The organism is Arthrobacter parietis, assembly GCF_039530425.1.
GTDB classification, from domain to species: Bacteria; Actinomycetota; Actinomycetes; order Actinomycetales; family Micrococcaceae; genus Arthrobacter_D; species Arthrobacter_D parietis.
In genome coordinates this window covers 311,365-335,911 of sequence record NZ_BAAAON010000002.1, presented here as the reverse complement: position 1 = coordinate 335,911, position 24,547 = coordinate 311,365, and the positions used below count along the sequence as shown (strand labels likewise).

At 61.6% G+C, this 24,547-nt stretch carries 25 protein-coding genes, 3 tRNA genes, 1 other RNA gene and 1 pseudogene; 14 read left to right on the top strand and 16 right to left on the bottom strand.

Going from position 1 to position 24,547, the window contains the following annotated elements:
• Positions 1-18: 18 nt before the first annotated feature.
• From ABFX19_RS09780 to ABFX19_RS09770, 3 genes are all read left to right on the top strand, one after another.
• Complete coding sequence (locus ABFX19_RS09780; RefSeq protein ID WP_277357273.1) at positions 19-540, top strand: OsmC family protein; 522 nt, start codon at positions 19-21, stop codon at positions 538-540.
• Positions 541-678: 138 nt separating this feature from the next.
• Entirely contained in the window at positions 679-1,302 is a 624-nt protein-coding gene (locus tag ABFX19_RS09775; protein WP_277357272.1) for a mechanosensitive ion channel family protein, read from the top strand.
• Positions 1,292-1,765: a globin gene (locus tag ABFX19_RS09770; RefSeq protein ID WP_277357271.1), complete on the top strand. Its 474-nt coding sequence runs from the start codon at positions 1,292-1,294 to the stop codon at positions 1,763-1,765. Before ABFX19_RS09775 ends, ABFX19_RS09770 begins: the two co-directional genes overlap by 11 nt.
• A gap of 23 nt (positions 1,766-1,788) precedes the next feature.
• Here the strand turns inward: ABFX19_RS09770 and ABFX19_RS09765 are convergent, their stop codons facing one another.
• Positions 1,789-2,460, bottom strand: a complete 672-nt coding sequence (locus tag ABFX19_RS09765; RefSeq protein WP_346028211.1) for a DUF8185 domain-containing protein — start codon at positions 2,458-2,460, stop codon at positions 1,789-1,791.
• Positions 2,461-2,602: 142 nt separating this feature from the next.
• Here ABFX19_RS09765 and ABFX19_RS09760 point away from each other — a divergent pair, with 142 nt between their 5' ends.
• The gene (locus tag ABFX19_RS09760; RefSeq protein WP_277357269.1) at positions 2,603-3,559 is read left to right on the top strand and encodes an acyl-CoA thioesterase; all 957 of its coding nucleotides are present in this window, start codon (positions 2,603-2,605) and stop codon (positions 3,557-3,559) included.
• Positions 3,560-3,628: 69 nt separating this feature from the next.
• Here the strand turns inward: ABFX19_RS09760 and ettA are convergent, their stop codons facing one another.
• The 3 genes from ettA to ABFX19_RS09745 form a co-directional block, all read right to left on the bottom strand.
• Positions 3,629-5,311 carry an energy-dependent translational throttle protein EttA gene (ettA, locus tag ABFX19_RS09755; RefSeq protein ID WP_346028210.1) on the bottom strand — a complete coding sequence of 561 codons (1,683 nt, stop codon included), beginning with the start codon at positions 5,309-5,311 and terminating at the stop codon, positions 3,629-3,631.
• Positions 5,312-5,385: 74 nt separating this feature from the next.
• Positions 5,386-5,634: a DUF6993 domain-containing protein gene (locus ABFX19_RS09750; protein ID WP_346028209.1), complete on the bottom strand. Its 249-nt coding sequence runs from the start codon at positions 5,632-5,634 to the stop codon at positions 5,386-5,388.
• A 279-nt stretch (positions 5,635-5,913) separates the two neighbouring features.
• Complete coding sequence (locus ABFX19_RS09745) at positions 5,914-6,468, bottom strand: single-stranded DNA-binding protein (RefSeq protein WP_277357266.1); 555 nt, start codon at positions 6,466-6,468, stop codon at positions 5,914-5,916.
• Between the two features lie 183 nt (positions 6,469-6,651).
• Here ABFX19_RS09745 and ABFX19_RS09740 point away from each other — a divergent pair.
• Positions 6,652-6,724 (top strand) — tRNA-Arg (locus tag ABFX19_RS09740).
• Positions 6,725-6,729: 5 nt separating this feature from the next.
• On the opposite strand, the gene ABFX19_RS09735 is transcribed toward ABFX19_RS09740, so the two are convergent.
• Positions 6,730-7,140: a DUF3224 domain-containing protein gene (locus ABFX19_RS09735; RefSeq protein WP_277357265.1), complete on the bottom strand. Its 411-nt coding sequence runs from the start codon at positions 7,138-7,140 to the stop codon at positions 6,730-6,732.
• Positions 7,141-7,192: 52 nt separating this feature from the next.
• Positions 7,193-8,707, bottom strand: coding sequence for a polyprenol phosphomannose-dependent alpha 1,6 mannosyltransferase MptB (gene mptB, locus ABFX19_RS09730; RefSeq protein ID WP_346028208.1), 1,515 nt, complete (start codon positions 8,705-8,707; stop codon positions 7,193-7,195).
• A 141-nt stretch (positions 8,708-8,848) separates the two neighbouring features.
• On the opposite strand from mptB, the gene orn reads away from it, so the two are divergent.
• The 4 genes from orn (at position 8,849) to def (ending at position 11,549) form a co-directional block, all read left to right on the top strand.
• On the top strand, positions 8,849-9,457 hold the full coding sequence (gene orn, locus ABFX19_RS09725) for an oligoribonuclease (RefSeq protein ID WP_346028207.1): 609 nt from the start codon (positions 8,849-8,851) through the stop codon (positions 9,455-9,457).
• A gap of 145 nt (positions 9,458-9,602) precedes the next feature.
• A tRNA-His gene (locus ABFX19_RS09720) sits at positions 9,603-9,678 on the top strand.
• Between the two features lie 122 nt (positions 9,679-9,800).
• Entirely contained in the window at positions 9,801-10,955 is a 1,155-nt protein-coding gene (locus tag ABFX19_RS09715; RefSeq protein ID WP_346028206.1) for an acyl-CoA dehydrogenase family protein, read from the top strand.
• Positions 10,956-10,979: 24 nt separating this feature from the next.
• A complete protein-coding gene (def, locus tag ABFX19_RS09710) occupies positions 10,980-11,549 on the top strand; it encodes a peptide deformylase (RefSeq protein ID WP_346028205.1) in 570 nt (189 codons plus the stop codon).
• Here the strand turns inward: def and ABFX19_RS09705 are convergent.
• Together ABFX19_RS09705 and rnpB are read right to left on the bottom strand one after the other, a co-directional pair.
• Positions 11,546-12,814, bottom strand: coding sequence for an MFS transporter (locus ABFX19_RS09705; RefSeq protein WP_346028204.1), 1,269 nt, complete (start codon positions 12,812-12,814; stop codon positions 11,546-11,548). The genes def and ABFX19_RS09705 overlap by 4 nt on opposite strands.
• 133 nt (positions 12,815-12,947) lie before the next feature.
• An RNA gene (rnpB, locus tag ABFX19_RS09700) (RNase P RNA component class A) lies at positions 12,948-13,333 on the bottom strand.
• Between the two features lie 91 nt (positions 13,334-13,424).
• Here rnpB and ABFX19_RS09695 point away from each other — a divergent pair.
• A complete protein-coding gene (locus ABFX19_RS09695; protein WP_277357260.1) occupies positions 13,425-14,195 on the top strand; it encodes a YaaA family protein in 771 nt (256 codons plus the stop codon).
• A 17-nt stretch (positions 14,196-14,212) separates the two neighbouring features.
• Here the strand turns inward: ABFX19_RS09695 and ABFX19_RS09690 are convergent, their stop codons facing one another.
• From ABFX19_RS09690 to ABFX19_RS09680, 3 genes are all read right to left on the bottom strand, one after another.
• Positions 14,213-15,184, bottom strand: a complete 972-nt coding sequence (locus ABFX19_RS09690) for a reverse transcriptase-like protein (protein ID WP_318532996.1) — start codon at positions 15,182-15,184, stop codon at positions 14,213-14,215.
• Positions 15,185-15,188: 4 nt separating this feature from the next.
• On the bottom strand, positions 15,189-15,929 hold the full coding sequence (locus ABFX19_RS09685) for a zinc ribbon domain-containing protein (RefSeq protein ID WP_277357259.1): 741 nt from the start codon (positions 15,927-15,929) through the stop codon (positions 15,189-15,191).
• A 92-nt stretch (positions 15,930-16,021) separates the two neighbouring features.
• A complete protein-coding gene (locus ABFX19_RS09680) occupies positions 16,022-16,912 on the bottom strand; it encodes a Nif3-like dinuclear metal center hexameric protein (protein ID WP_277357258.1) in 891 nt (296 codons plus the stop codon).
• Positions 16,913-17,023: 111 nt separating this feature from the next.
• Between ABFX19_RS09680 and msrA the strand changes: the two genes are divergently transcribed.
• The 3 genes from msrA (at position 17,024) to epsC (ending at position 19,171) form a co-directional block, all read left to right on the top strand.
• Positions 17,024-17,548: a peptide-methionine (S)-S-oxide reductase MsrA gene (gene msrA, locus ABFX19_RS09675; protein WP_277357257.1), complete on the top strand. Its 525-nt coding sequence runs from the start codon at positions 17,024-17,026 to the stop codon at positions 17,546-17,548.
• A 74-nt stretch (positions 17,549-17,622) separates the two neighbouring features.
• Positions 17,623-18,558 (top strand): cysteine synthase A, encoded by a 936-nt coding sequence (gene cysK / locus ABFX19_RS09670; protein WP_056546844.1) that lies wholly within the window; start codon positions 17,623-17,625, stop codon positions 18,556-18,558.
• 25 nt (positions 18,559-18,583) lie between these two features.
• Positions 18,584-19,171, top strand: coding sequence for a serine O-acetyltransferase EpsC (gene epsC / locus ABFX19_RS09665; protein ID WP_056546842.1), 588 nt, complete (start codon positions 18,584-18,586; stop codon positions 19,169-19,171).
• 80 nt (positions 19,172-19,251) lie between these two features.
• On the opposite strand, the gene gndA is transcribed toward epsC, so the two are convergent.
• The 5 genes from gndA to ABFX19_RS09640 form a co-directional block, all read right to left on the bottom strand.
• Positions 19,252-20,688 carry an NADP-dependent phosphogluconate dehydrogenase gene (gene gndA, locus ABFX19_RS09660; RefSeq protein WP_277357256.1) on the bottom strand — a complete coding sequence of 479 codons (1,437 nt, stop codon included), beginning with the start codon at positions 20,686-20,688 and terminating at the stop codon, positions 19,252-19,254.
• 249 nt (positions 20,689-20,937) lie between these two features.
• Positions 20,938-21,013, bottom strand: a tRNA-Val gene (locus ABFX19_RS09655).
• Between the two features lie 77 nt (positions 21,014-21,090).
• Positions 21,091-22,047 carry an NAD-dependent protein deacetylase gene (locus ABFX19_RS09650; protein WP_346028203.1) on the bottom strand — a complete coding sequence of 319 codons (957 nt, stop codon included), beginning with the start codon at positions 22,045-22,047 and terminating at the stop codon, positions 21,091-21,093.
• Positions 22,044-22,532 carry a redoxin domain-containing protein gene (locus ABFX19_RS09645; protein WP_346028202.1) on the bottom strand — a complete coding sequence of 163 codons (489 nt, stop codon included), beginning with the start codon at positions 22,530-22,532 and terminating at the stop codon, positions 22,044-22,046. The genes ABFX19_RS09650 and ABFX19_RS09645 overlap by 4 nt, the downstream gene beginning before the upstream one ends.
• Complete coding sequence (locus ABFX19_RS09640; protein ID WP_056546830.1) at positions 22,533-22,952, bottom strand: DUF3052 domain-containing protein; 420 nt, start codon at positions 22,950-22,952, stop codon at positions 22,533-22,535.
• A gap of 419 nt (positions 22,953-23,371) precedes the next feature.
• Here ABFX19_RS09640 and ABFX19_RS09635 point away from each other — a divergent pair.
• Positions 23,372-24,547 (top strand): annotated as a pseudogene (locus tag ABFX19_RS09635) (pyruvate dehydrogenase (acetyl-transferring), homodimeric type); the annotation flags it as partial.

The window sequence follows — 24,547 nt, the reverse complement described above, 5'->3', positions numbered from 1 at the left end:
CGGGTGTACTTTGTGGCTATGAACCTCTCTGAGCATCACTATCAGGTACGCGTGGTGTGGACGGGGAACCGCGGTGCCGGCACATCCTCATACCGGTCCTACACCCGCGATCACGAGGTGGCATCAGCCGGCGTCCCCATCATTCCCGGGTCGGCAGACCCGACGTTCCACGGCAATCCCGAACGTTGGAACCCGGAGCAGCTCCTCCTTGCCGCTCTTTCGCAGTGCCATATGCTGTCCTATCTTCATATGGCGGTCAAGAACGGCATTGTCGTGACTGCCTATGAAGATGCGGCCGAGGGAACCATGCGGCTCAACGCTGATGGCAGTGGTGAGTTCACCGGCGTCATACTGAAGCCTCGGGTCACCATCACGGACAGCACGGTCAAACATACGGCCCAGTCAATCCACACCGACGCGGCTGCGGCCTGCTTCATCGGACGATCAGTCAATTTCCCCGTCTTGCATGAACCGGTTGTCATGGTTGGCGGCACAGCGAACCCGGTCACCGAGCTTTCCCGCCAGAAGACCACCGCCTGACCAGCTAATCTAAGCGGCGCAGCGCGATTGCCGCCGGGAACCAGTGTGCGCTCGCGCCTGCCGACGACGGGTAATCTTGAGCTGCCCGACGAGCCCTGAATGTTCCCGGCCGCGTACAGCCCGATGAAAGGTATTCCCATGCAGTTTCTTGACCAGCTCGGTTACGGCGGAAACATCATCGCCGCCGCGCTGATCCTGCTGGCCGCTCTCATACTCTGGCTCATACTTCGCGCGTTGATCAACCGCATGGTGAAGCGTGTGCAGAACGGCTATGAGATGTTCAAGAAACCGCATTTCCAGTGGGCGCAGCCGGTGTTGCGCACACTTGACCACAAGCGGCGAATGCAACGAGCCGAGACCATCGGTGCGCTACTGCGCAGCACGACGGCGGTCACGATCGCGATCATCGCGCTCATGACCGCAATCGAGCAGCTCGGAGTCAACATCGGTCCTATCCTCGCAAGCGTCGGGATCGTCGGTATTGCCATCGGTTTCGGAGCCCGGGAAGTAATCCGGGACGCGTTCCTGGGATTTTTCATCACCATCGAAGATCAGTACGGCATCGGCGACGTCATCGAGGTGGGAGATACCGTCGGGGTTGTGCAGTCCGTCGGACTGCGAATCACACGCATGGTGGATGAGAACGGTGCAATCTGGTACATCCGCAACGGTGACATCATGAAGGTAGGCAACAGGACACAGGGCAACTACGTTCCGCCCGCAGCAGATGACGAAAAGGTGGAAAAAGCCAATGAGCAGTGAAACACCCGGTCCGATTCCCATCCCGTCGAGATTCGGTGAACCGATTGCCCAGTTGACCCCGGTGGGGCCGCGTTTTGACCAGCCGTCTTATACCGACAACTTTTACGAGGCCGTCGGTGGGCATGAAACGTTCGTCCGCCTGGTCGATGTGTTTTACGCCGGCGTGGCATCGGATGAGTTGCTGCGTCCCATGTACCCGGAAGAGGATCTGGGTCCAGCCAAGGAACGCCTCCTGCTGTTTCTTGAGCAGTACTGGGGCGGACCGAAAACCTACGGTGAGACTCGTGGCCACCCCCGTCTGCGGATGCGCCACCAGCCCTTCCACGTCACACCGGCTGCCCGCGACCGCTGGCTGACGCATATGCGCGACGCCGTCGATTCCCTTGAACTTTCACCGCTGCACGAGGCGACGCTATGGGACTATCTGGATCGGGCGGCACATTCCATGGTCAATTCAGCCTGAGGTCTGCAGAGCCCTGCTGCGGTTTAGAGAACAGCGGCCTGGCGTACGAGGACGTGCCCGGTTCCCGTACTCAGGCGCGTCCAACGGTTGTTGGTGAAGATGCTTGCCCGCTCGCCCGGTTTCAGGAAACCGAGGACAAACGCACCAAAAGCTGCCCCTGCGGGCAGATCCGCCGGTGCCTCTGCAACCGGGCGTCCCCAAATGATGCCGCGTGCGTTGTTCACAACGATGGCGCCGGGAGACTGCGGCACTGATTGAGCCACTTCCCGGATACCCTCCGAGGCAGCGGCGAGCAGCAGGTCAGTTGACATCGAGCCTTTCGATTCCCAGCCGGCCCGCGGCGGCAGAACTCCAGCCCAGATTTCAGTGACCGTTGTCGGCGGCACCGGCAGAACGACGTCGTTCTCCGTCATGCGGGCCAGCCGGTCGGACACGGACGCTAAAGCCACCGTTGTGTCCAGCTGTCCCGGTTCCGCGAGCGGAATGGTGCGCAGGCCGAGGACCGTCGGCGTCGCCTCGCCGAGAATGCGGGGGGCGAGGATGCACACGTACGCCGCCAGCACCTTCCCGCTGGCTTGGAGACGGACTGCTCCGTCCTCGGCTGCGCGTGCGCGTCCCACGTAAGTGCGCAGGTCCAGCATCACCTGTGGATCGGCAAGTGAGAGTTCTCGGGACATGGTGGAGGGTTGAGACATGGTGCAATTCTCTCATCCGCGCAGTTGAGGCTGAACGCCGCGCAGTCTAATGTCGGTGATGGTTCCACTGAAGGCATGCTGCCGGATGAGCCGGGAGCCGTCCAGGCACAGCGCCGTGTAGTACAAGGAGCCAACCATCACCATGTCCGTCCAGCCCTCACAGGACCCTACAGCCGCGCTTGTCACCCTTCTCGACCTGGACAGCGCCGCAGGAGCCCAGACGGACGAGGAGATCTTCGTGGCTACTCCGGTGAAGCAACCGGGCAAGCGTGTGTTCGGAGGCCAGGTGCTCGCCCAGGCTCTGATGGCTTCTATCCGCACCGTGGAATCGGCGCGCTTTGTGCACTCAATGCACGGCTACTTCCTGAGGGCCGGCGATGCCGCCCTGCCCATCACCTTCGGGGTACAGCGGCTGCGCGACGGACGGTCATTCTCGGCGCGTCGGGTTCACGCATACCAGAACGGCGTGCCCATCCTGTCAATGATCGCTTCCTTCCAACAACCTGATGAGGGAATCACGCACCAGGAGTCCATGCCGGCCGACGTCCCGGAGCCGGAGTCGCTCCCCTCGACGGCGGATCTCCTGGGACGCTTCGATCATCCGGTCGCGAAAGCGTGGGCCTATGATCGCCCGTTCGACATCCGCCATATCGACTCCCCGCTCTATGTCGAGAACACAGGATCGGATGAACCTGTGAACGCCGTCTGGATGAAAACATTCGGAGCGATGCCCGCAGATCCCGCGATGCATCAGGCGGCTCTTGCGTACGCGAGCGACTACACGCTGCTCGAATCGATCCTGCGCCCGCACGGCCTTACCTGGATTCACCCGGGGATGAGCGTGGCGAGTCTAGACCATGCCATGTGGTGGCATCGCCCGGTTCGGGTCGATGAATGGCTGCTGTACATCCAGGCATCACCCAGCGCTTCCGGTGCCCGCGGGCTGGCGTTAGGAAAAATCTATAACCGCTCCGGCCATCTCGTTGCCACAGTCGCGCAAGAGGGCATGATCCGCGTGCCTGACGACGCAGGCAGCAAGCTGAAGGGTGCCGTGCAGAAAAAGCTGATGGACCAGAAGATGCGTCGCTGGAAGAATTGAGATCCGTGCTTAACTGACTGAGGGAGCGCGCGGTCCGCACGCTCCCTCAGTCAATGTCAGCTCGCTTCTCTAGTCGCGGGTGAGACGCCGGTGTGTCACACGGTGAGGTTTGGCGGCATCAGGGCCAAGCCGCTCAACCTTGTTTTCCTCATACGCCTCGAAGTTACCCTCGAACCAGTACCAGTTCGCCGGGTCTTCATCAGTGCCCTCGTAAGACAGGATGTGGGTAGCTACCCGGTCCAGAAACCACCGGTCGTGCGAGACCACAACGGCGCAGCCTGGGAATTCGAGCAGCGCGTTTTCCAGGCTGGAAAGAGTCTCGACATCGAGGTCGTTGGTGGGCTCGTCGAGGAGGAGCAGATTTCCACCCTGCTTCAGCGTCAGCGCGAGGTTCAGCCGGTTACGCTCGCCGCCGGACAACACTCCCGCCTTCTTCTGCTGGTCGGGTCCCTTGAAACCAAACGCGGACACGTAAGCACGGGACGGCATTTCGACCTGGCCGACCTGAATGTAGTCAAGGCCGTCCGACACTACTTCCCACAGCGACTTATTGGGATCGATCCCGCCACGGGACTGGTCCACATAGGAAATCTTGACGGACTCGCCGATCCTCAGTTCTCCGCCGTCGAGCGGTTCCAGACCGACGATGGTCTTGAACAGGGTGGTCTTTCCGACGCCGTTCGGGCCGATTACTCCGACGATACCGTTCCGGGGCAGAGAGAAGGACAGTCCATCGATGAGGATGCGATCGTCATAACCCTTCCGGAGATCATGTGCTTCAATCACCTGGCTGCCGAGGCGCGGGCCGGGTGGAATCTGGATTTCTTCGAAGTCCAGCTTTCTGGTCCGCTCTGCTTCCGATGCCATCTCCTCATAGCGGGCAAGACGCGCCTTGGATTTGGTCTGGCGACCCTTCGCGTTTGACCGCACCCATTCAAGCTCCTCAGTAAGCCTCTTGGAAAGCTTCTGGTCCTTCTTGCCCTGAATCTCGAGCCGCGCACGCTTCTTCTCCAGATACGTGGAGTAGTTGCCTTCATAGGGGTAGAGATGTCCGCGGTCAACCTCCGCAATCCACTCAGCGACATGGTCAAGGAAGTAGCGGTCGTGAGTGACGGCGAGAACTGCGCCGGGGTAGGCAGACAGATGCTGCTCGAGCCACAGCACGCTTTCAGCGTCAAGGTGGTTGGTCGGTTCGTCCAGCAACAGCAGGTCCGGCTTCTGGAGCAGCAGCTTGCACAGCGCAACGCGGCGCCGCTCTCCACCGGAGAGTATCGACACGTCAGCCTCGGGCGGTGGGCAGCGCAGGGCATCCATCGCCTGCTCGAGCTGGGAATCGATGTCCCAGGCGTCTGCGGCGTCAATGGCTTCCTGGAGCTTGCCCATTTCATCGAGCAGCCGATCGTAATCGGCGTCAGGGTTGGCCATTTCTTCGGAGATCTCGTTGAAGCGCTGGATCTTGCCATAGATTTCTCCGACGCCCTCCTGCACGTTGCCGAGAACCGTCTTTTCCTCGTTCAGGGGCGGTTCCTGGAGGAGGATGCCAACTGTGTATCCAGGGCTAAGCCGTGCCTCGCCATTCGAGGGAGTATCCAAACCAGCCATGATTTTCAGGATGGTGGACTTTCCCGCGCCGTTGGGCCCCACGACACCGATTTTGGCGCCCGGGTAGAACGACATACTTACGTCGTCGAGAATTACTTTGTCCCCAACGGCCTTACGGGCCTTGGTCATTGTGTAGATAAATTCCGCCATAGTCCAAGGCTACGGCGTGAGGACGCCTAGAACATATTCGACGGCGTCCCGTTGGTGCGCCCGGCTGTGGGCTTTTACCGCTGGTCCCCGACGAAGCACCTGCCGCTGGCGAGGACGGGAAGTTGAGTGACTGTTGAAGAGCCATCACGGATGTGCCCGAAGACGCAGGTGTCTCCAAGCGGCACGGCGGCGGTCATCGCGTCTACTTCGAGACCGGTTGGAGTGGTATCAATGGACACCTCGACGGAACGCTGGTCCGCTCCCGCCGCCTCGAAGGCAGCCAGCAGCGCTTCTGCATCCGGGTCATCTGTCTCAGCTGCCAACGAACTCAAGGAGTCCTTGAGACTGGAGGTAAGAGCGCCGATATCGGAGGGATTGGGGGCGGTCGATACTGCAGTACCGGGGCTTTGCGCTGCCGGTGCCATTCGGATAGCCCGGGGTTCACTTCCGGCAGCGCCCGTCCCGCAGCCGCTGGCGCCGATTCCGATGCCCACACACAGGATGCACGACAGCGCAGCCGATCGTACTGTCCTGATGTCCATCCTTGCCCCTCACCGGTCTCCGTATGCAGCAATTCTGTCATGGCGCTGCCGGGAATTCGTCTAGAAGGGCGCCGACGCCAATTCCCGGTCCCCGCCGACCTCCGTCTCCGCCGGGTCATCCGATGGCTCGGGCGACTCCTCAACGGCTGTACCGGGCGCCCCGTAACCGGGTGTGGAAATCTCGCCGGTGGCGTAGTTCACGCCATCGAAACCCTCATCTGCACCTTCCTGCACCGCAGAGTCATTCCGATCTGCACTTGATCTCCGGAAACTGGCTGTGCCGAACACGAGGTCATGCCCGGCTGAATCCGCATCAATTTCAACGGTGGTGCCGCTTTTACCCTCGTCAGTGATCCAGGTGCGAACCCTTAGTTTGCCCGTGACAATGATGCGGTCGCCTTTCTGCAGGCTTACGCCGGCGTTGGTGGCCAACTGCCGGAACATTGACACTGAATACCAGTTGGTGTCGCCATCCACCCACGCGTTGGTCTTCTTGTCGAAGTAGCGATCAGAACTACCCAGCCTGAATTTGGCGATCGGCAGCCCACTACCTGCTACAGCGCACTTGATCTCGGTACCCACAAAACCGCGGATTGTCACATAGTTGCTCATCATGCGTCCCTTCAAGAAAACGAGAACCGACACCGGTGCGTCGGCTGATTCCAGTCTGTGACGGGATCGCTTGCCCAGTGGCCTGTGGATGCGGCTATGTGCGAAAGTGCAGTGCAATTTGTCCGCTGTGGAGGAGATAACGCAGACTAGGAACCGCTAAACTCATGTGGGCAGTTCGCCCGCCAGGCCCCCGTAGCTCAATGGATAGAGCAACGGCCTTCTAATCCGTAGGTTGCGCGTTCGAGTCGCGCCGGGGGCACCGAATCATTCGGGAAAGGTCACTCTCAGTTCGAGATAGTGCTGGCCCGCAACGTCCTGCGAGTACTCTGCCCGGCCAGCGATACCCTCCAGTTCATCAGTCCCTGACCCGGGAATGATGTGTCCGGAACTCGCCGCTGCGTTTCCTTCAGCCAGCCCCCAATGCTGGACGATCACGCTACCGCGCCGCCCAAGAACGCTACCCGTGAAGACTTCTGATGCCACATAACCGGCTCCCCTGTTATTGCCGGCCATGAGCAGTTCAGCAACCGAAGAACCTTCGATGTCTCCGGCGAACTCTTTCGTCGCGCGAACACGCGTCAGTTCACTGTCAGCGCCTTCCACCGAATATGACTCAGGTTCCCACTGCGAGATATCAAATGCGGCCCGGACAACCTGTTCCTGCAGTTCGCTCATCCTTCCAGTATTGCGTCATCAGGCACGCTTCGCATGTTCGCTGGACCGGTGCTTATCGGCTAAGAGGGAGCTGATCCGTTGATCGCGACCCTCGAAAGAGGGTCTTCGTTCGCGGATCCAACAGCACGAGATAGGTCGCAAACGCCACCCCGACCACTGCGGCAATCTGGCGGGCAGTTCCAAGGTCAAGTTCGATATAGGGGAATATGTCCAGTTGGTCGGAGATCGCATAAATCATGAAAAAGGACACCAGAAAGTACAGCACCTTCACCTGCCAGTCATCCCTGATCCCGGTCACGGCAAACAACGGAATCAGCCATACGACATACCAGGCCTGGATCATTGGCGCTAGGAGTACGACGGCGGTGAGCGCCAGCGCCAGCCGGCGGACGAGGTGCGCATGATCCCCCTTGAAAATGAGCCAGGTGATCAGTACCAGCGACACCAAAGTGCCGATCGTGTGGACAACATCCGCCCATGACCAGCCGTCGAAACCGAGGGCGTCTCCGGTCACTGCCACGACCATGCCCAGGAACCCGACCGGTGCATACCAGATCCACACGCTGCCGGGTGTGCTGAGCGCGCCGACCCACCCGAAGCCGAAACCGTTCATGATTCCCAGAATCCAAAGGATTCCGAGGGACATCCCCGCCGTGATGGCCCAGTAGAGGATCTTGCGCGGCCAACTTGCATCCCGGCCTGCCCACATCAGGCCGATGAACGGGAGGAAAATCAGCGTGATCGGCTTGATACCGATGGACAGTGTGACCAGGAGAACCGACGTGACATAACGTCCCTTCGCTGCGAAATAGAGTCCGGCCACTGCAAGGCCCACCATAAGGGAGTCGTTATGGATGCTCGCTACGAAATTGGTCAGGAAGAGCGGGTTGGCAACGGTGAGCCACAGCGCTCGATGTGGATTCACTCCATGCAGTTCTGCGAGTCGCGGCACGTAATAGATGCACAAGGCAACGCCCACGAGCGCCAGCAGGCGAAAGAGCAGGATGGACAGGTCAGGCTGCCCTCCGGTCGCACGGACTATCAGCTCTTCCATCCAGAGAAAAATAGGACCGTACGGAGTTGGGCTCTGTGCCCACAGATCATCCGCTCCGATCTGCAGATAGTTGGAGATCTGGGAATAGCCGTCTTCGTACGGGTTAAGCCCGGCGACCATGACCTGGCCCTGAGCGATATAAGCGAAAACATCCCTGCTGAACAGGGGCAGCGCGAAGCACATAGGGGCAGCCCAGGCGAGGATTGCGGTCAGGATTGTCCGATGCGTCTCCGGTCCCCACCCCTGCAGACGTTGACCGAGCCTCAGCCATGACCTGACCAGGAGCATCCCTCCCAACGCAAGCAGAATGACGGAAAGGACAGCGCCGGCAGGTTCGAACCGCAGCCAGATGATCACCTGCACCTGCCGGAGTTCCCTGGAAGCGAGCGAGAGCCAGCCTACGCCGAACGATCCGACAAGCATGAGCATTGAGCCAATGAAGCCCTGAATGATCGCAATCCTGGGGCGCCCGATGTGCGCGGTCGCAACGGAAGCAGGCGCAGGGGCGGTCATTGCGGGAGGGTCCGATCGTCAGTCTGACAGGGCGGCGAGGAGGAATCGAGGTCGCTCGATTTTAGCATTCACCTGCCCGGACGCCGCCGAACGGTTGTACACATAGACCGGGGTCAACCTATAACCCGGTACATTTGTCGGGTGCCGATAACTAGTGAGCCCATCGTCTGGATCGACTGCGAGATGACGGGCCTGGACTCCGTCGCGGATGCCCTGATTGAGGTGGCAGTCATCGTCACCGACTCTGAACTGAATATTCTCGGTGAGGGGGTCGCCGTCGTCATTGCACCGCCTCCCGGCGCACTGGAGTCCATGGGCGACTTCGTGCGCAACATGCATACCGCTTCAGGCCTGCTGGAAGAGCTGCCGTCCGGAGTCACCATGCAGGAAGCCCAGGACCGCGTACTCAAGTACATCACCGCGCATGTGCCGGAACCGCGCCGCGCACAACTGGGTGGCAACTCCGTGGGAACCGACAGGGTGTTCCTTGCCCGCGACATGCCTCTGGTGGTTGAACACCTCCATTACCGGGTGGTGGACGTGTCCACCATCAAGGAGTTGGCTCGTCGTTGGTATCCACGCGCCTACTTCCAAGCTCCGGAGAAGATCGGCAACCACAGGGCGCTGGGCGACATCAGGGATTCGATCCGGGAACTGCAGTACTACCGGAGCACCATCTTTGTTCCTGGTCCCGGACCCGATTCGGAGACCAGCCGCACGGCAGCGCGGAATCTCACCGCCGGAAGCTAGGCGTCACCGGTCCAGGGCGCTGGGGTTCCGAGTGCCTGGAAAAAGTGGTCCGAAAAGTGTGTAGAATTGTTTGCGCTGCCTCGTTCAGCCCCAGCAAGCCCGCCCCCCGTGCGGTGCACGCTCGGGTTGCTTACCGAGTCGCATGGTGGGTATAGCTCAGTTGGCAGAGCGCCTGGTTGTGGTCCAGGAGGTCGCGGGTTCAAACCCCGTTACTCACCCCATTTCGCCCGCCGGCAGTAGCCGCAGGCTTCCGTGGCCGTCCTGTAATTTCGGGGCGGCCATTGGCATTTCCTCGCTTCGTTTAGAGCTGCGCGAAACGGGGATCAGCAGAAGGGAAAACTGTATGAAACGGGCGTTGTTCGAGGAGGACCACGAACTGTTCCGGGACGTGGCGCAGGAGTTCAACGCACGGGAGATTGCCCCGCACTACGCGCAGTGGGACCGGGAACGCATTATGCCGCGCAGCATGTGGAGCGCCGCCGGTCAACAGGGGCTGCTTGGCCTGGCCGTGCCCGAGGAATTTGGTGGAGCCGGCATGCCCGATTACCGCTTCCGGGTAGTCCTCGACGAAGAGTTTGCCCGGGCCAACCACCTTGGCGCAGCGCTGGCTCTTCACCTGCACGACGACATGGTCCTTCCCCACCTGCTCGCCTACGGCTCGGACGAGCTCAAGCAGCAGTGGCTGCCCGGCATGGTCACCGGCGAAAAGATCACGTCCGTGGCATGGACTGAGCCTGGCGCCGGCAGTGACTTGCGGGGGGTCCGGACCAAGGCCGTGCGCGACGGCGACGGCTGGCTGATCAACGGACAGAAGACTTTCATTGGAAACGGGATCAGCGGTGATGCCTCGCTGGTCCTCGCCCGCACGGATGGCTCCACCGGACGCGGCGGCAGCGAGTCCTTCTCCCTGTTCATGGTCGAGAAGGGTCCCGGATATGAGACCGGGAAGCAGTTGGACAAGATGGGGCTGAAGGCCTCCGATACGTCCGAGCTCTTCTTCGACAGCGTGCGAGTACCGGAGGCGAACCTCGTCGGCGAGGCCGGGCACGGGCTGCGGTACGTGGCCGAACAGTTGCCGCAGGGGCGTCTGGCGATTGCCGTTGCATCCTCGGCCGTGGCGCGGACCATGTATGAGACAACCGTGCACTACGCGAAGGAACGCAATGCCTTCGGCGAGCGGATCATCGACTTCCAGAACACCCGGTTTGAACTTGCGGACATCCAGACCGAGGTCGAGGTTCTGGAAACCTATGTTGATCGGGCCGTCGTGGCGTTCAATGAAGGAGCGCTGGACGCCGTCAGCGCCGCCCGGGTCAAACTATGGGCCAGCGAACGGGTGAAGTCGGTTACGGATCGTTGCCTGCAACTCCACGGTGGCTACGGCTATATCCTCGAATACCCGATCGCGCAGGCTTTCCTCGCTGTCCGTCTCCTGAGCATTTTCGGCGGCACGAGTGAGATCATGCGCGAAACCGTCGGCCGCCATATCGCCCGCTAGCCACCGGAGCAAGGAAGAGTCCCTATGCCTGTCCGTCCCATCACCATCGCCGGCGAACCCGTGCTGCACCGGCGCGCTGTCGACGTCGAACAATTCGACGATGAGCTGCGCTCCCTCATTGCAGACATGTACGAGACGATGGACGAGGCGAACGGTGTTGGCCTCGCGGCACCGCAGATCGGGGTGGGTCTGCGCATCTTTGTTTACGGAATGGCGAATGACGACGACGTTCCCCCTCGTGGAGTCCTGGTCAATCCCACACTGGTCACCACGAAGGTTTCCGGCGCCGAACCGGACGAGGAAGAGTCGGAGGGGTGCCTCTCATTCCCGGGAGAGTCCTTCCCGCTCAAGCGCGCAGAGTGGGCGAAGGTCAACGGGTATGACGGCGAGGGCAACGCGATCGAGTTCGAGGCAACCGGGTGGTTTGCGCGCTGCATGCAGCACGAGTTCGATCATCTGAACGGCACGCTGTATGTTGACCGGCTGAATGCGCAGTACTCGCGGAAAGCAAGGAAAGCCGCCAAGGTCAACGGGTGGGGTCAGCCGGGATTGACCTGGATGCCGGGTGTCGATCCGGACCCATTCGGCCACTAGTCAGCCGGCAGCGGCTCGCGGGCGAGGTCTTCGAGACGGTCCACCGAACGAAGCGATCCGAACAGCGCCACCATTGGAGCTGTAGCAGCCAGCAGTACACCCACCAGCACGGCTGAGGTAATGCCGAACACTTCGGCGAGGACTCCGCCGAGGATGCTGGCGATGCCGAGCATCCCCCAACTGACCATCCTCGTTGCAGCTCCCAGCCTTCCCATCATTGCCGGCGGACAGACACGTTGGCGGAAGCTTGTGCCGACAACGATATTCAGCGCGATCGATACACCCATAACGAACATCCCGACCAGTCCGATCACCATTCCTGGACCCGGAGTCATGATGAGGAGCGACGCGTACCCAAGCACGCCCGGAACCATCGACCACCGCCACACCGGTCCGGAACCCAGTCGCTCGGTAAGCCGTTTGGCGCTTAGCCCGCCTACAGCCCCTCCCACCGACGTTGCAGCCATCAACAGACCGAGCCAGATTTCCGACTCCTGCAGCACCCGGACAACCAACAGCACCATCAGCGAGGCGACCATGCTGCCGCCCAGGTTCCACAGTGCAGCGTTGAAGAGGATTGCCCGGAGCGGCGCCGTGCTGAAGGTGTACCGCAGCCCGTCCATCATCTCCACGAAGATGCGCCGCTCCCGAACAGCGACCGGCTTTTCTTCGATGCGCAACGACGAGATTGCAGCGAGAGAGGCGAGCGACGCCCCCACCTGCACAAGAAGTGTGTTGGAGGCTCCCATCACCACGGTGAGCCACCCCGCGATACCCCTGCCCGCCGCGTCTGCGGAGGCGCCGGACGCGGTGATGATACCGTTCCCCTCGACCAGCTCATCCCCCGAGAGCGCCTGCTGCACCAACGCCTGATCGGCGAGGCTGAAGAAAACCGATGACAAACCGGCTATGAATGCGACAACGAACAGGTGGGTGACCGTAAGCATTCCAAACCAGTACGCAACCGGAAGTGTCGCGAGCGACGCTATCCGTGCCACGAGGGACCAGACAATGACAGGCTTGCGCTTCCAGCGGTCAACCCATACTCCGATAGGCAGGCCGAAAAGCAGCCAGGGCAGGAACGCCATGCCGGCAAGGGCCGCCACCGCAAAGTCGCTGGCCGCGAGCTCAACCGCCGCAATGATCGGCAGGGCGACAGCTGCAACGGCAGTGCCGAAAACGCCTACCGTAGCCGATAACCACAGAGCCCTGAAGTTAGGATTGCGACTCACCAGGGAAGCTCTGGGTGCAGTCGTCTCGGCCATTCCCTTAGCGTAATGGAACGTCTCTGGTGATAAGCCCGGTTGTGGATGACTGGTCGGGAACGGGCCCGCACTCTTGACGAAACACCGCTTCCCACGGATTATGCAGAGCCGGTGGAGCAAAACCTGCGGAAAGTGGATGGGCTGGCCGATACGCCGGGTTCTGTCCTGCGGATCCATGAGGAGCTGCAGTGGCGGCCATCCATCTACGAACGCCGTTGCCGGCGCCCTCCAGCGGCCTACCCGGACACTCGGGCGGGCAGCCCTCAACCGTGTCCTGTCTGGCCTTGCTCCGGGTGGGGTTTACCTAGCCGCTCCGGTCACCCGGTGCGCTGGTGGTCTCTTACACCACCGTTTCACCCTTACCCCCTCTGGGCGAACCAGCGGGGCGGTCTATTCTCTGTGGCACTTGCCTGCGGGTTACCCCGAGTGGGCGTTACCCACCACCCTGCCCTGCGGAGCCCGGACGTTCCTCGGGAGAAGCACGAAAAGCGCTTCACACGCGGCCGCCTGGCCAACCCATCCATTCCGATTCTACGCGCCGGGAGACGCCGTATGTGCCGCGGACCTGGTGTGCAGCATTTCGCTGATCCCTCGACGGTAGAGTGTTGAGGTGCTTATTCTGCTCCCGCCCTCTGAAGGAAAAACGGCTGCAGTCAAAGGGCGCCCCCTCGATCTGGCTTCGCTTGCATTTCCGGGGTTGACTGATGCCCGGTCGGAAGTGCTGGCCGCACTTGCGAAGACCAGCGCCCACCATGACGCACATGCTGTTCTCGGAGTGGGGAATTCCCTCGCGGCGGAAGTACGCCGCAATACCGAATTGCGCCACGTTCCCGCCGCGCCGGCCCACTCCATCTACTCCGGAGTGCTCTATGATGCCCTGGGATACCGCAGCATGACCCCCACGCAAAAGCGAAAGGCGGATTCCGCCGTCGTCGTCGTTTCTGCACTGTGGGGTGCCGTCGGGTTCACCGATGCAGTGCCGGCCTACCGGCTCTCGATGTCAGTTGACCTGCCTGGCACGGGCAGGCTGGCATCCTTCTGGCGGCAACGGCTCCGGTCCGTCCTCGATGAGCGGGCCGGCGATTCACTCATCGTCGACTGCCGCTCAAGCACCTACGCCACCGTGTGGTCCGGAGTGCCGGAGCGAACGGTCGCAGTGAACGTGTTCCAGCAACGCAAGGGAGTGAGGACGGCCGTCTCCCACTTCGCCAAACAGACCCGCGGCGAACTGGCTCGTCACCTACTCACCCGCAGGGGAAAACCGCCGGCGACACCAGAGCAATTACTCCGGGCCGCATCGGAGCGATGGACGTGCGACCTCGTGCCTGCAACCAGTAGGAAAGCGGCTCAACTGAACGTTGTCCTGGCACACTCCGCCTGACTCGTCCTGGTCCGGGGCTATTGCGCGTTCTGGTCCGCAACGAGTTCAACCTCAAACCCCTCTGCGTTCTCCAGGTAGGCTGCGTAATGCTCCCGCCCACCCGCGTAGGGGTGCCGATCACGGAACAGGAGGGTCCATCCATGGCTTCCAGCCCGGCGCGCGAGCAGGTCCACCTGCGCTCGCGTACCGGCGTTGAAGGCGAGGTGATTGACGCCTTGCCGGCGCCGCTCGTGTGGCCCCGACAGGACATCAGGGCCGGCCTCGAGCACGAGGTAGGTACCGTTGCCTGCCCAGCTTGCGCCGTTCTCCCAGCTGTCCTTGGGAAGGAACCCTAACCGTTCGAATAGCCACCCCATACTGCTGCGCGCGGCATTAAGATCCTGAATCCAGATCTCGACATGATGCAGGGTCCCTGACGCTATCCGTGGACCACCGACGTCGGCATTCTCGCCCGGCCTAGAATCTTCCTGCGGGCTCGGGGAGCTCTTGGGCTTCCACTCAACCCCTGCCATTCCTGCATCCATAGCCTCGTTCGAGAGCCTGTCTGCGTCCTTGTTCTTCTCGCGGGGAATCCACTCGTACTGGACGCGGCGGGAATCCACGATGCGGCGGGCCCGCCCGGCCAGCTTCTGCATGTCCGCATGCTTGATCTTCCAGCGTCCGCTCATCTGCTCGACGACAAGCTTCGAATCCATCTTGACAAGGATTCGACAGCCGGAGTCAATTTCATCCGCCAATGTGAGGCCCGCGAGGAGCCCCGAGTATTCCGCCACGTTATTGGATGCAATACCGATGTAGCCGGCTTTCTCCACGAGGATCGCGCCCGTCTTTGGATCACGTACCAGCGCACCGTAGCCCGCATGGCCCGGATTTCCCCGGGAGCCGCCGTCAGCTTCAACGATCAGGAGGTCACGGGCAGGGCCGTCAGGGCTCTCGTCGGTGGCGGAGGGAAATGCGTCGTCGAACAGTGTTCCGGCGGAGTCCTGCACTTTCTCAGCTTCCCCACTCGGACGAACGCACAAGGATGCAGCCAGAGTCGGGGCAGAAGACGACGTCGTCTGCCGCGGCGCGTGAGATGTCGGCGAGATCACCGGGGCTGAGCTCCATGCCTGATCCCTCGGACCGGCCGTGGAAGAGACGAGCCGCGCCGACTCCGCGCTTGGCCAGTGTCCTCTCGTAGATTGCGAGAAGGGCCGGCTCAAAAGAAGCCGCCAGTTGATCGCGTGCGGCCTGGACCTCGGCGCGCTCGGCATCGATCCGGCCCAGTTCCTCGTCCCGAGCCCGCTCAAGTTCCCCGAGCTGACTCCGGACTGTCTCCGACCTTTTGCGGGCATCATCCCGTGCTGCCCTCGCGGCTTCGACCCGCTCCATCACCTCGAGCTCGATATCCTCAAGGTCCGAGCGGCGCCGGGTGAGCGAGGTGACCTCACTTTGAAGCGCCGTGAGGTCCTTCGACGTGCCGGAGCCGCTGTTCAAGCGCTGCTCATCACGCTCCAGCCTTGTGACGACTGCCTGCACGTCATCCTCCGCGCGGGTGAGATCCCGCTCGGCATCCCCGAGGTTTGTGGCTGCAGACACCAGTGCGGACTCGGCGTCCGCTACCTGCGCTGCCAGCGCGACCAACTCAGGATTAGCGCTGACGGTGGCCGCTTGCCGCTGCAACTGATTGAGTTTGGAATCACTGGCCTGCAGGTCAAGAAGCCGTAGTTGTTCCGCCTGAGGTGCTTTTGCCACCGATAGTCCTCCGCCGTCGCCGAATTTCGTTGTCCGTCTACCTTATGGCACGCGCTTGAGCACACCGCGCGTCGGCAATTTTGTGCGGCCTGCTAGCCTTCACCGGGCGTGAGCACAAAATCCCAGGGGTCCGAATTAACGGCACTGACCCGGACGTCAACGGTGAATCCCTGATCGGACAGGACGTTGGACAGCGCGTTCGCCGCGGGCGTCAGCCAGAGCCACTCACTGCCGAAGTGGGACACATCAATAAGGTACGGGCGCCCGTTCACTGCGGCTTCCCGCGCTTCCAGTGCCGGGTGGTGCCGGAGGTCCGCGGTCACGTAGACATCAGCCTGGCTTGCACGCACCTGATCGAACAGGTTGTCCCCCGCCCCGCCGCAGACAGCTACCCGCCGGACAAGACCGTGACGATCACCGGCCACCCGCATTCCGCCGGCAACAGCGGGCAGCAGACCGAAGACCAGCTCCGCAAATTCTCCAAGCGAAGTCACCTCTGCCAGATCGCCGACGCGGCCGATACCTTCTTCAGGCAGCCCATCGGCTGAACCTGCGAGCGGTTCCACATTGGTCAGTCCGAATGCGTCAGCGAGGACGTCCGAAACGCCGCCAACCGCGCTGTCCCCATTTGTGTGCACAGTAACCAGCGCGCAGCCTGCCTCGATGAGCCCGTGGACGGCCGCGCCCTTGGCATGGGTGGCCGCCACCGAATTCACCGGCTTCAACATGAGCGGATGATGCGCAACGATGAGATCCGCTCCAAGTTTCCTGGCATCGCCGACGACAGCCTCCGAGGGATCCACAGCGAAGACAATCGTCGAAACCTCCCGATCCGGACGACCGACAACAAGGCCGACGGCGTCCCATCCCTCCGCCAGCGACTCGGGCCACAATTCTTCGATTGCGAGCAGGACGTCGCCGACAGTGGGTCTCGAGTCACTCGCCTCGTCCACTGCTGGGGAGTGTTCTTCGTCAGCTTCCATAGCCCTAGTTCTACCAGCTTCCAAAAGCCCGGTCAGGCTTCGGCGCCAACTCGCTGTGCCCTGGTGCGGTGCGACGGGAATCATCGCGCTGATCGAAGCATTGTTAACACCATGATGACTTTCGTGCTGGGCGGGGGCTGCTTTTGGTGCCTCGATGCCGTCTACCAAAAAACCCAGGGTGTAACAGAGGTCGTGTCCGGCTATACCGGTGGCCACGACCCCGAACCCAACTACGATTCCGTGTGCTCCGGCATCACCGGTCACGCGGAGGTCGTTGCCGTCACTTTCGATGAGACGGTGGTGCCCGTCGAAGTGATCTTCGGCATCTTCTTTGCTTCACATGATCCGACAACGCTCAACCGCCAGGGTTACGACGTCGGCACGCAGTACCGCTCATCAATGTTCTACCAGGACGCTGAGCAAAAGGAGCTGTTCGAGCGCGCCATCGAGCGGCATCAGGAGGACTGGGCAAACCCGATCGTGACCGAGGTGGTCCGCCTTCCGCGGTTCTACGTAGCGGAGGAGTATCACCAGAACTTCTACGCCAAGCACCCGGAGCAGGGCTACTGCCAGGTGATTATCAATCCGAAGCTTGCCAAAGCCCGGAAATATTACGCTGAATGGCTCATGGCATAGTTCTGCTTCCGGCCGCTGACTAGGCTGAGCACAGTTTTGCTTCAACTCCTTCACCTAACCCAGACAGGAATCTCATGGCACCGATTTACGACGACGTCACCCAGTTGGTAGGACGCACTCCGCTGGTGCGCCTGAACCGCCTGACCGAAGGGCTGGATGCGGAAGTAGCGGTCAAGCTTGAGTTCTATAACCCCGCCAACAGCGTCAAGGACCGCATCGGCGTCGCAATCATCGATGCCGCCGAGAAAGCGGGGGCTTTGAAGCCGGGCGGCACGATCGTCGAGGGCACTTCGGGTAATACAGGTATCGCACTGGCCATGGTGGGCGCTGCCCGCGGCTACAAGGTTGTCCTCACCATGCCGGAGACCATGTCCACCGAGCGCCGGGTGATGCTGCGGGCCTATGGTGCGGAGATCGTTCTCACCCCCGGCTCCGAGGGCATGCGTGGAGCTGTAGATCGCGCGAAGGAAATCGTAGCCGCCAGCGACAATGCCATCTGGGCCCGTCAGTTCGCTAACGAAGCAAACCCGGCAGTTCATCGCGAAACCACTGCCGAGGAAGTGTGGAATGACACCGACGGCAAGGTGGACATCTTCGTCGCCGGAGTCGGGACCGGCGGGACCGTCACCGGCGTCGGGCAGGTACTCAAGGACCGGAAGCCGGGCGTACAGATTGTGGCCGTGGAGCCGGCGGATTCCGCAATCCTCAATGGTGGCGCGCCCGGTCCCCACAAGATCCAGGGGCTTGGGGCCAATTTCGTTCCCGAGATTCTCGATACCTCCATCTACGACGAGGTCATGGATGCCAGCGTCGAAGATTCCGTCCGTGTAGCACGTGCACTGGGTACCCAGGAAGGCATCCTCGGCGGTATCTCCTCCGGAGCCATCGTCTGGGCAGCACTGGAGTTGGCCAAACGTCCTGAAAACGCAGGTAAGCTCATTGTCGCCGTCGTCTGCGATTTCGGAGAGCGCTACATTTCCACCGTACTGTTCGACGACATCCGGGGTTAGTCATTTCTTCAACAGAGGGTGGTTTGTGAGCTTCCTAGCGAGAATGCGAGAAGACCTCGAGGCCGCCCGCGCCCATGATCCGGCAGCCCGAGGGGACGTCGAGAACGGAATCGTGTACTCAGGGCTGCACGCCATCTGGGTACACCGCCTGACGCATCGTATGTGGCGGGTTCCACCGCTACGGTTTCCGGCCCGGATCCTCGCCCAGACGGCACGGTTCCTGACGGGTATCGAGATACACCCGCAGGCTACTATCGGCCGGCGCTTCTTCATAGACCACGGTATGGGTGTGGTGATCGGCGGCACCGCTGAAATCGGCGACGACGTCATGATGTATCAGGGAGTGACCCTCGGCGGGCGGTCCCTGGAGAAGGTCAAGCGGCACCCAACCATCGGCGACCGCGTCACGATCGGGGCCGGCGCCAAGGTTCTTGGTCCGATCACCATCGGTGCGGGCAGCGCGGTGGGTGCCAACGCCGTCGTTGTGAAGGATACGCCACCCGACTCCATCATCACCGGCATTCCCGCGACTTTCCGTCACCGGGACTCCGCACGCGAAACGCTGCCTGCGGTGGATCCAGCCGAGTACATTGACCCGGCCCTGTATATCTAGCCAAAGCTGGCGAGAACGACAAATAGCGCCCCGGCGGATCGGATTGTTCCGCTGGGGCGCTATTTCGTGCTTCAGGTTTCCTAGTGTGTGTCGACGGCTTCGACTTCCGAGCGGTCCTCGCCCCAGAGCGTGTGGAATGTGCCCTCAGCGTCCACGCGGTTATAGGTGTGGGCTCCGAAGAGATCGCGGAGGCCCTGGGTGAGTGCGGCAGGCAGTCGTTTGCGGCGGAGGCCATCGTAGTAGGCCAGGGACGAGGAGAACACCGGAACCGGGATGCCCAGCTGGACCGCAGTTGCAACGACGCGGCGCCATGCGGGAACCGCACCTGCAATGGATTCAGCGAACGCCGGAGCCAGGAGCAGGTTAGCCGGCCTCTCATCTCCCGCGTAAGCCTTCATGATGTCGTCGAGCAGCTCGGCGCGAATGATGCAACCGGCCCTCCAGAGTGAAGCGATCTCGTCGAGCTTCAGGTCCCAGCCGTACTCCGTTGCAGCCGCTGTCAGCATGTCAATGCCCTGGGCGTAGCTGACCAGCTTCGACGCGTACAGCGCGAGACGAACGTCTTCAACGAAACCCTCGGGCAATTCAACTGTGCCCTCGTGACCCTCAAGAATGCCCTGTGCAAGCTCACGCTGACCCCGCTGTGAGGAGAGGCCGCGTGCGAACACGGATTCCGCGATGCCTGAGGTGGGGCTACCGAGTTCAAGTGCCGAAACGACAGTCCAGCGGCCGGTACCCTTCTGGCCCGCTGAATCGACGACGACGTCGACGAACGGCTTGCCGGTGCGCTCGTCGGTGTGGGCGAGGACTTCAGCCGTGATCTCGATCAGGAAGGACGAGAGTGTTCCGGTGTTCCATTCGCTGAAGATCTTTGCCTGGTCTGCCGGCTCAATCCCAGCAGCAGTGCGAAGGACATCATAGGCCTCGCCAATAACCTGCATGTCGGCATACTCAATGCCGTTGTGCACCATCTTGACGAAGTGCCCGGCGCCGTCGGTGCCGATCCACCGGCAGCACGCCTCGCCGTTGTACTTGGCAGAGATCTTCTCCAGCATGGGACCAAGCGAGTCATAGGACTCACGTGAGCCACCGGGCATGATGGAGGGTCCGAGCAGCGCTCCCTCCTCGCCACCGGAAACACCGACCCCAACGAAGTGAAGATTCTTCTCCGCAAGCGCCGCTTCCCGTCGGCGCGTGTCTTCATAGTGTGAGTTGCCGGCATCAATGATGATGTCCCCCGCTTCCAGCAGCGGTTCGAGCTGCTCGATGACGGAGTCCACCGGAGCGCCCGCCTTCACCATGATGAGCACCCGGCGCGGCTTCTCCAGCGAGTCAACCAGTTCCTGGAGGGACTCCGTCCGGATGAAATCGCCCTCGCTTCCGTGCTTCTCAAGCAAAGCATCGGTCTTCTCAACCGAGCGGTTGTGAAGGGCTACGGTGTACCCGTTGCGTGCGAGGTTCCGTGCCAGGTTTGCTCCCATGACGGCAAGGCCGGTCACGCCGATTTGTGCACTCATCAAGTCTCCATCTGCAGGTTGCCCCCGTGGTCAGGGACACATCACTTAGCGACGCCCCTGTGCGCCTTGGCTCTCCCACCCTATTACCGGCGTCATGTTCGAAGCCAGACGGCGCTTCCGCGCTGAGGTAATCCGTCGAAACATTCGTGCATGGAAGCGTCGAGCAAAAAGCACCGGATACGAACAAGAACAGACACGCGAAAAACCCCGCTGCCCAGGCCGCAGGGCCGGGAACAACGGGGTTCTTCTTGGTGGGTCCTACCGGGATCGAACCGATGACATCCACGGTGTAAACGTGGCGCTCTACCAGCTGAGCTAAAGACCCTTGACACGGCGGGGCTGGACTGACCTGCTCTCCACCACGAGGAATTACTGTACCGGATCGACGCTCTGCAATGCCAATCAGCGTCTCGCTGGTCCCACCTCCTCGGTCGTAGCCCCGGGTAAGGCGTCCGCGAGGTACGCCAACGATTCCGAGACGCCGAGTTCAAGCTTCAACGACGCGAAGTCGTCTCCTCGGGTTGCACCCCGGTTGATGATGACAACCGGTTTTGCCTGCTTGGCCGCATGGCGCACAAATCGCAGGCCGCTCATGACTGTCAGTGACGAGCCCGCAACCAGGAGGGCGCCGGCGTCATCCACCATCGCATACGCCCGATCCACGCGATCCTTGGGTACGTTTTCACCGAAGTAGACGAAGTCCGGCTTGAGCATGCCGCCGCACACCGGGCAAGGCGCAACCATGAAGTCGGAGGTGTCGTCAACATCGGCATCTGCATCAGGTGCAACGTCACCGGCGTTGCCGGTGCGCTCGAGGTACCCGGGATTGAGCCGCTCAAGCAGGCCCGCGATGTCCTGGCGGCTGAACAAGGTACGACAGCTCAGACACACCACGCGATCATACGTTCCGTGCAGATCCACAACCTTCGTGCTGCCGGCCGACGAATGCAGCCGGTCCACATTCTGTGTGATCAAGCCGGTCAGCAGCCCCCGCTTCTCCATCCGCACCAGGGCACGGTGGCCGTCGTTCGGGTGCGCCCGACGCAGGTGGTGCCAGCCGATATGGTTACGTGCCCAATAGCGCCGCCTTAGTGCGTCGTCGCCCACGAACTGTTGGTACGTCATGGGATTCCGGGGGACGGAATTCGGTCCGCGGTAATCCGGGATACCGGAATCCGTGCTCAAACCTGCGCCAGTCAGAACAGTGAGGCGCAGATGCGCAAGAAGATCAGCCACCCCACGCAGGCTCGTCAGCTGCGAAGCCGTCAGAGAGCTTGCCGCGGCAGGCTCACCCCGGACGAATCCTGTTGTTCCGAATCCTGGGAGCGACGATGCGTGCGGCAGCGGCGAAGATGTCATCGCGGAGATTCTGCGGTGTGTTGGGAAAGACTGAGGAGAGCGGAACGGTAGGTCTCGAAGGCCCGGCCCTCTCCCAGAGGAGCGTCCACGCGCGAATTGATGAGTCCGGCAGGATCGATGAAGAAAGTACTTCGACGCGCATATCCCTCTGACAAATTCAGCACACGATACTGTTCAGCCACCTCACCGTGCGGCCAGAAGTCAGAGAGGAGGTCGAACCCGTATCCCCTCTGCTCTGCGTAAGTGCGCAGGGCATACCGGTGATCGATCGAGACGGCCAGCACTCTCGCGCTGCGGCTCCGGAACTCCCCCAGATTCGCCTGTAGTTCATCCAGTTCATCGGTGCAGACGCGGGAGAACGCGAACGGGTAGAACACCAGCACGACGGCGGTACCGCGCAGCGCGCTCAGACTGACCGGCTCCCCGTGTTGGTTGGGGAGTTCAAACCCCGGAGCAAGGTGGCCGGGCGCCGGCTGAATTCTCACCTACTGTTTGCGACGGGCCACTAGCCGGGTTGCCGCCCAGTCCCGGGAGACTCCGGCTGAAGACGTGGCATGAAGTCCGGCAGTAGGCGCTGCCTCCTGGATTTCAGACGGCGGGACATACCCGTCCCGGCCCGACTTCGGTGTCAGCAGCCAGACCACGCCGCCATCATCGAGCGAAGTCAGTGAATCCACCAGCGCATCCACCAGATCGCCGTCATCAGTACGCCACCATAGGACTACGCCGTCGACAACATCCTGATCGTCCTCCGTCAGCAGTTCCGATCCGATCTCATCTTCCAGATCCGCACGGAAGTCGAAATCAACATCCTCGTCGTACCCAAGTTCCTGAACAAGGTCGCCGTCCTTGAAACCCAGTTTGCCCGCCACGCTTCCTGCTGTGGCGGCTTCGGCCTCGCTCACTTTTTTCCTTCCGAAAGGCTGCGATTGTCACTGCGATTGTCTCGGTGGTGCCTCTGGCCCCGGATCCACAGTACGTTGATATGCATTATTACCAGCCAACACCCTTAAGCGCCACGCTTCAACCCGCGCTTTCCGCGCCGCCAGCACAACGACGACGGCCCGTCCGCCCGCGCCCGGACCTTCGCCAGCCGGAAACAGCCGGTGAGCAGAGGAAAGAGAGGGGTGTTCGGTGAGGGCGTAACCTGGCCCCACCGGTACCCGTTCAGCTACGCATCAAACAGCCCGCGGGGCTAGAGTGTCACAGTGAATCCATAGGTGCGGCGAACGCCGACCGGATTCTGACCGCTTCGACGAGCAACGGCCCGAAGCACGAAGTCGTAGACGTCGCAGACATAATCTGCGGATTGGGAGGGTTTGGCATGGTTGCTGATCAGGGGATTGTGGGTTCGGGTGTTGGTGGGGATTCGGATCCTGAGGAGACGGCTGAGTGGATTGAGTCCTTTGATCAGTTGATTGATCAGCGTGGTTCTGATCGTGCCCGTGATGTTTTGGGGCGTTTGCTGGCGCGTGCTGGTGGCCGGTCGGTGGGTCTTCCCAGTGTTGTGACTACTGATTATGTGAACTCGATTCCGGTCGATGAGGAGCCTGAGTTCCCTGGGGATGAGGAGATCGAGCGGAAGTACCGGGCGTGGATGCGGTGGAATGCTGCGGTGATGGTGCATCGGGCGCAGCGTCCGGAGATCGGTGTGGGCGGCCATATTTCCACGTATGCGGGTGCGGCGACCCTGTATGAGGTGGGGTTCAATCATTTCTTCAAGGGTAAGGACCACCCCTCGGGTGGGGATCAGGTGTTCTTTCAGGGCCACGCGTCGCCGGGGATGTATGCGCGGGCGTTCCTGGAGGGCCGGCTGACCGAGGAGGATCTGGACGGGTTCCGGCAGGAGAAGTCCAAGGCCGGTCATGCGTTGTCCTCGTATCCGCACCCCAGGTTGATGCCGGAGTTCTGGGAGTTCCCGACGGTGTCGATGGGGATCGGGCCGATGAACGCGATCTATCAGGCGCAGTCCAACCGGTATCTGCAGAACCGCGGGTTGAAAGACACCAGTGATCAGCAGGTGTGGGCGTTCCTGGGGGACGGGGAGATGGATGAGCCCGAATCGCGTGGGTTGTTGCAGTTGGCGGCCAATGAGAATCTGGACAACCTGAACTTCGTGATCAACTGCAACCTGCAGCGCCTGGACGGGCCAGTGCGTGGTAACGGGAAGATCATGCAGGAACTCGAGGCGTTCTTCCGCGGTGCCGGGTGGAACGTGATCAAGGTGGTGTGGGGCCGGGAGTGGGATGACCTGCTTGCCAGGGACACCACCGGGGATCTGGTGAAGATCATGAACGAGACCGCTGACGGGGATTACCAGACCTACAAGGCAGAATCCGGTGGGTTTGTGCGCGATCACTTCTTCGGGAAGACCCCGGCCACCAAGGACCTCGTGGCGGATATGGATGATGCGCAGGTGTGGGGACTCAAGCGCGGCGGCCATGATTACCGGAAGGTGTACGCGGCGTACAAGGCCGCCACCGAGTTCAAGGGCAAACCA

Excerpts from the sequence above, each read along its gene's own strand:
- ABFX19_RS09780 (WP_277357273.1), top strand. The coding sequence starts at position 19 with ATGAACCTCTCTGAGCATCACTATCAGGTACGCGTGGTGTGGACGGGG.
- ABFX19_RS09775 (WP_277357272.1), top strand. The coding sequence starts at position 679 with ATGCAGTTTCTTGACCAGCTCGGTTACGGCGGAAACATCATCGCCGCC.
- ABFX19_RS09770 (WP_277357271.1), top strand. The coding sequence starts at position 1,292 with ATGAGCAGTGAAACACCCGGTCCGATTCCCATCCCGTCGAGATTCGGT.
- ABFX19_RS09765 (WP_346028211.1), bottom strand. The coding sequence starts at position 2,460 with ATGTCTCAACCCTCCACCATGTCCCGAGAACTCTCACTTGCCGATCCA.
- ABFX19_RS09760 (WP_277357269.1), top strand. The coding sequence starts at position 2,603 with ATGTCCGTCCAGCCCTCACAGGACCCTACAGCCGCGCTTGTCACCCTT.
- ettA (WP_346028210.1), bottom strand. The coding sequence starts at position 5,311 with ATGGCGGAATTTATCTACACAATGACCAAGGCCCGTAAGGCCGTTGGG.
- ABFX19_RS09745 (WP_277357266.1), bottom strand. The coding sequence starts at position 6,468 with ATGATGAGCAACTATGTGACAATCCGCGGTTTTGTGGGTACCGAGATC.
- ABFX19_RS09735 (WP_277357265.1), bottom strand. The coding sequence starts at position 7,140 with ATGAGCGAACTGCAGGAACAGGTTGTCCGGGCCGCATTTGATATCTCG.
- mptB (WP_346028208.1), bottom strand. The coding sequence starts at position 8,707 with ATGACCGCCCCTGCGCCTGCTTCCGTTGCGACCGCGCACATCGGGCGC.
- ABFX19_RS09715 (WP_346028206.1), top strand. The coding sequence starts at position 9,801 with ATGAAACGGGCGTTGTTCGAGGAGGACCACGAACTGTTCCGGGACGTG.
- def (WP_346028205.1), top strand. The coding sequence starts at position 10,980 with ATGCCTGTCCGTCCCATCACCATCGCCGGCGAACCCGTGCTGCACCGG.
- ABFX19_RS09705 (WP_346028204.1), bottom strand. The coding sequence starts at position 12,814 with ATGGCCGAGACGACTGCACCCAGAGCTTCCCTGGTGAGTCGCAATCCT.
- ABFX19_RS09680 (WP_277357258.1), bottom strand. The coding sequence starts at position 16,912 with ATGGAAGCTGACGAAGAACACTCCCCAGCAGTGGACGAGGCGAGTGAC.
- msrA (WP_277357257.1), top strand. The coding sequence starts at position 17,024 with ATGATGACTTTCGTGCTGGGCGGGGGCTGCTTTTGGTGCCTCGATGCC.
- cysK (WP_056546844.1), top strand. The coding sequence starts at position 17,623 with ATGGCACCGATTTACGACGACGTCACCCAGTTGGTAGGACGCACTCCG.
- gndA (WP_277357256.1), bottom strand. The coding sequence starts at position 20,688 with ATGAGTGCACAAATCGGCGTGACCGGCCTTGCCGTCATGGGAGCAAAC.
- ABFX19_RS09650 (WP_346028203.1), bottom strand. The coding sequence starts at position 22,047 with ATGACATCTTCGCCGCTGCCGCACGCATCGTCGCTCCCAGGATTCGGA.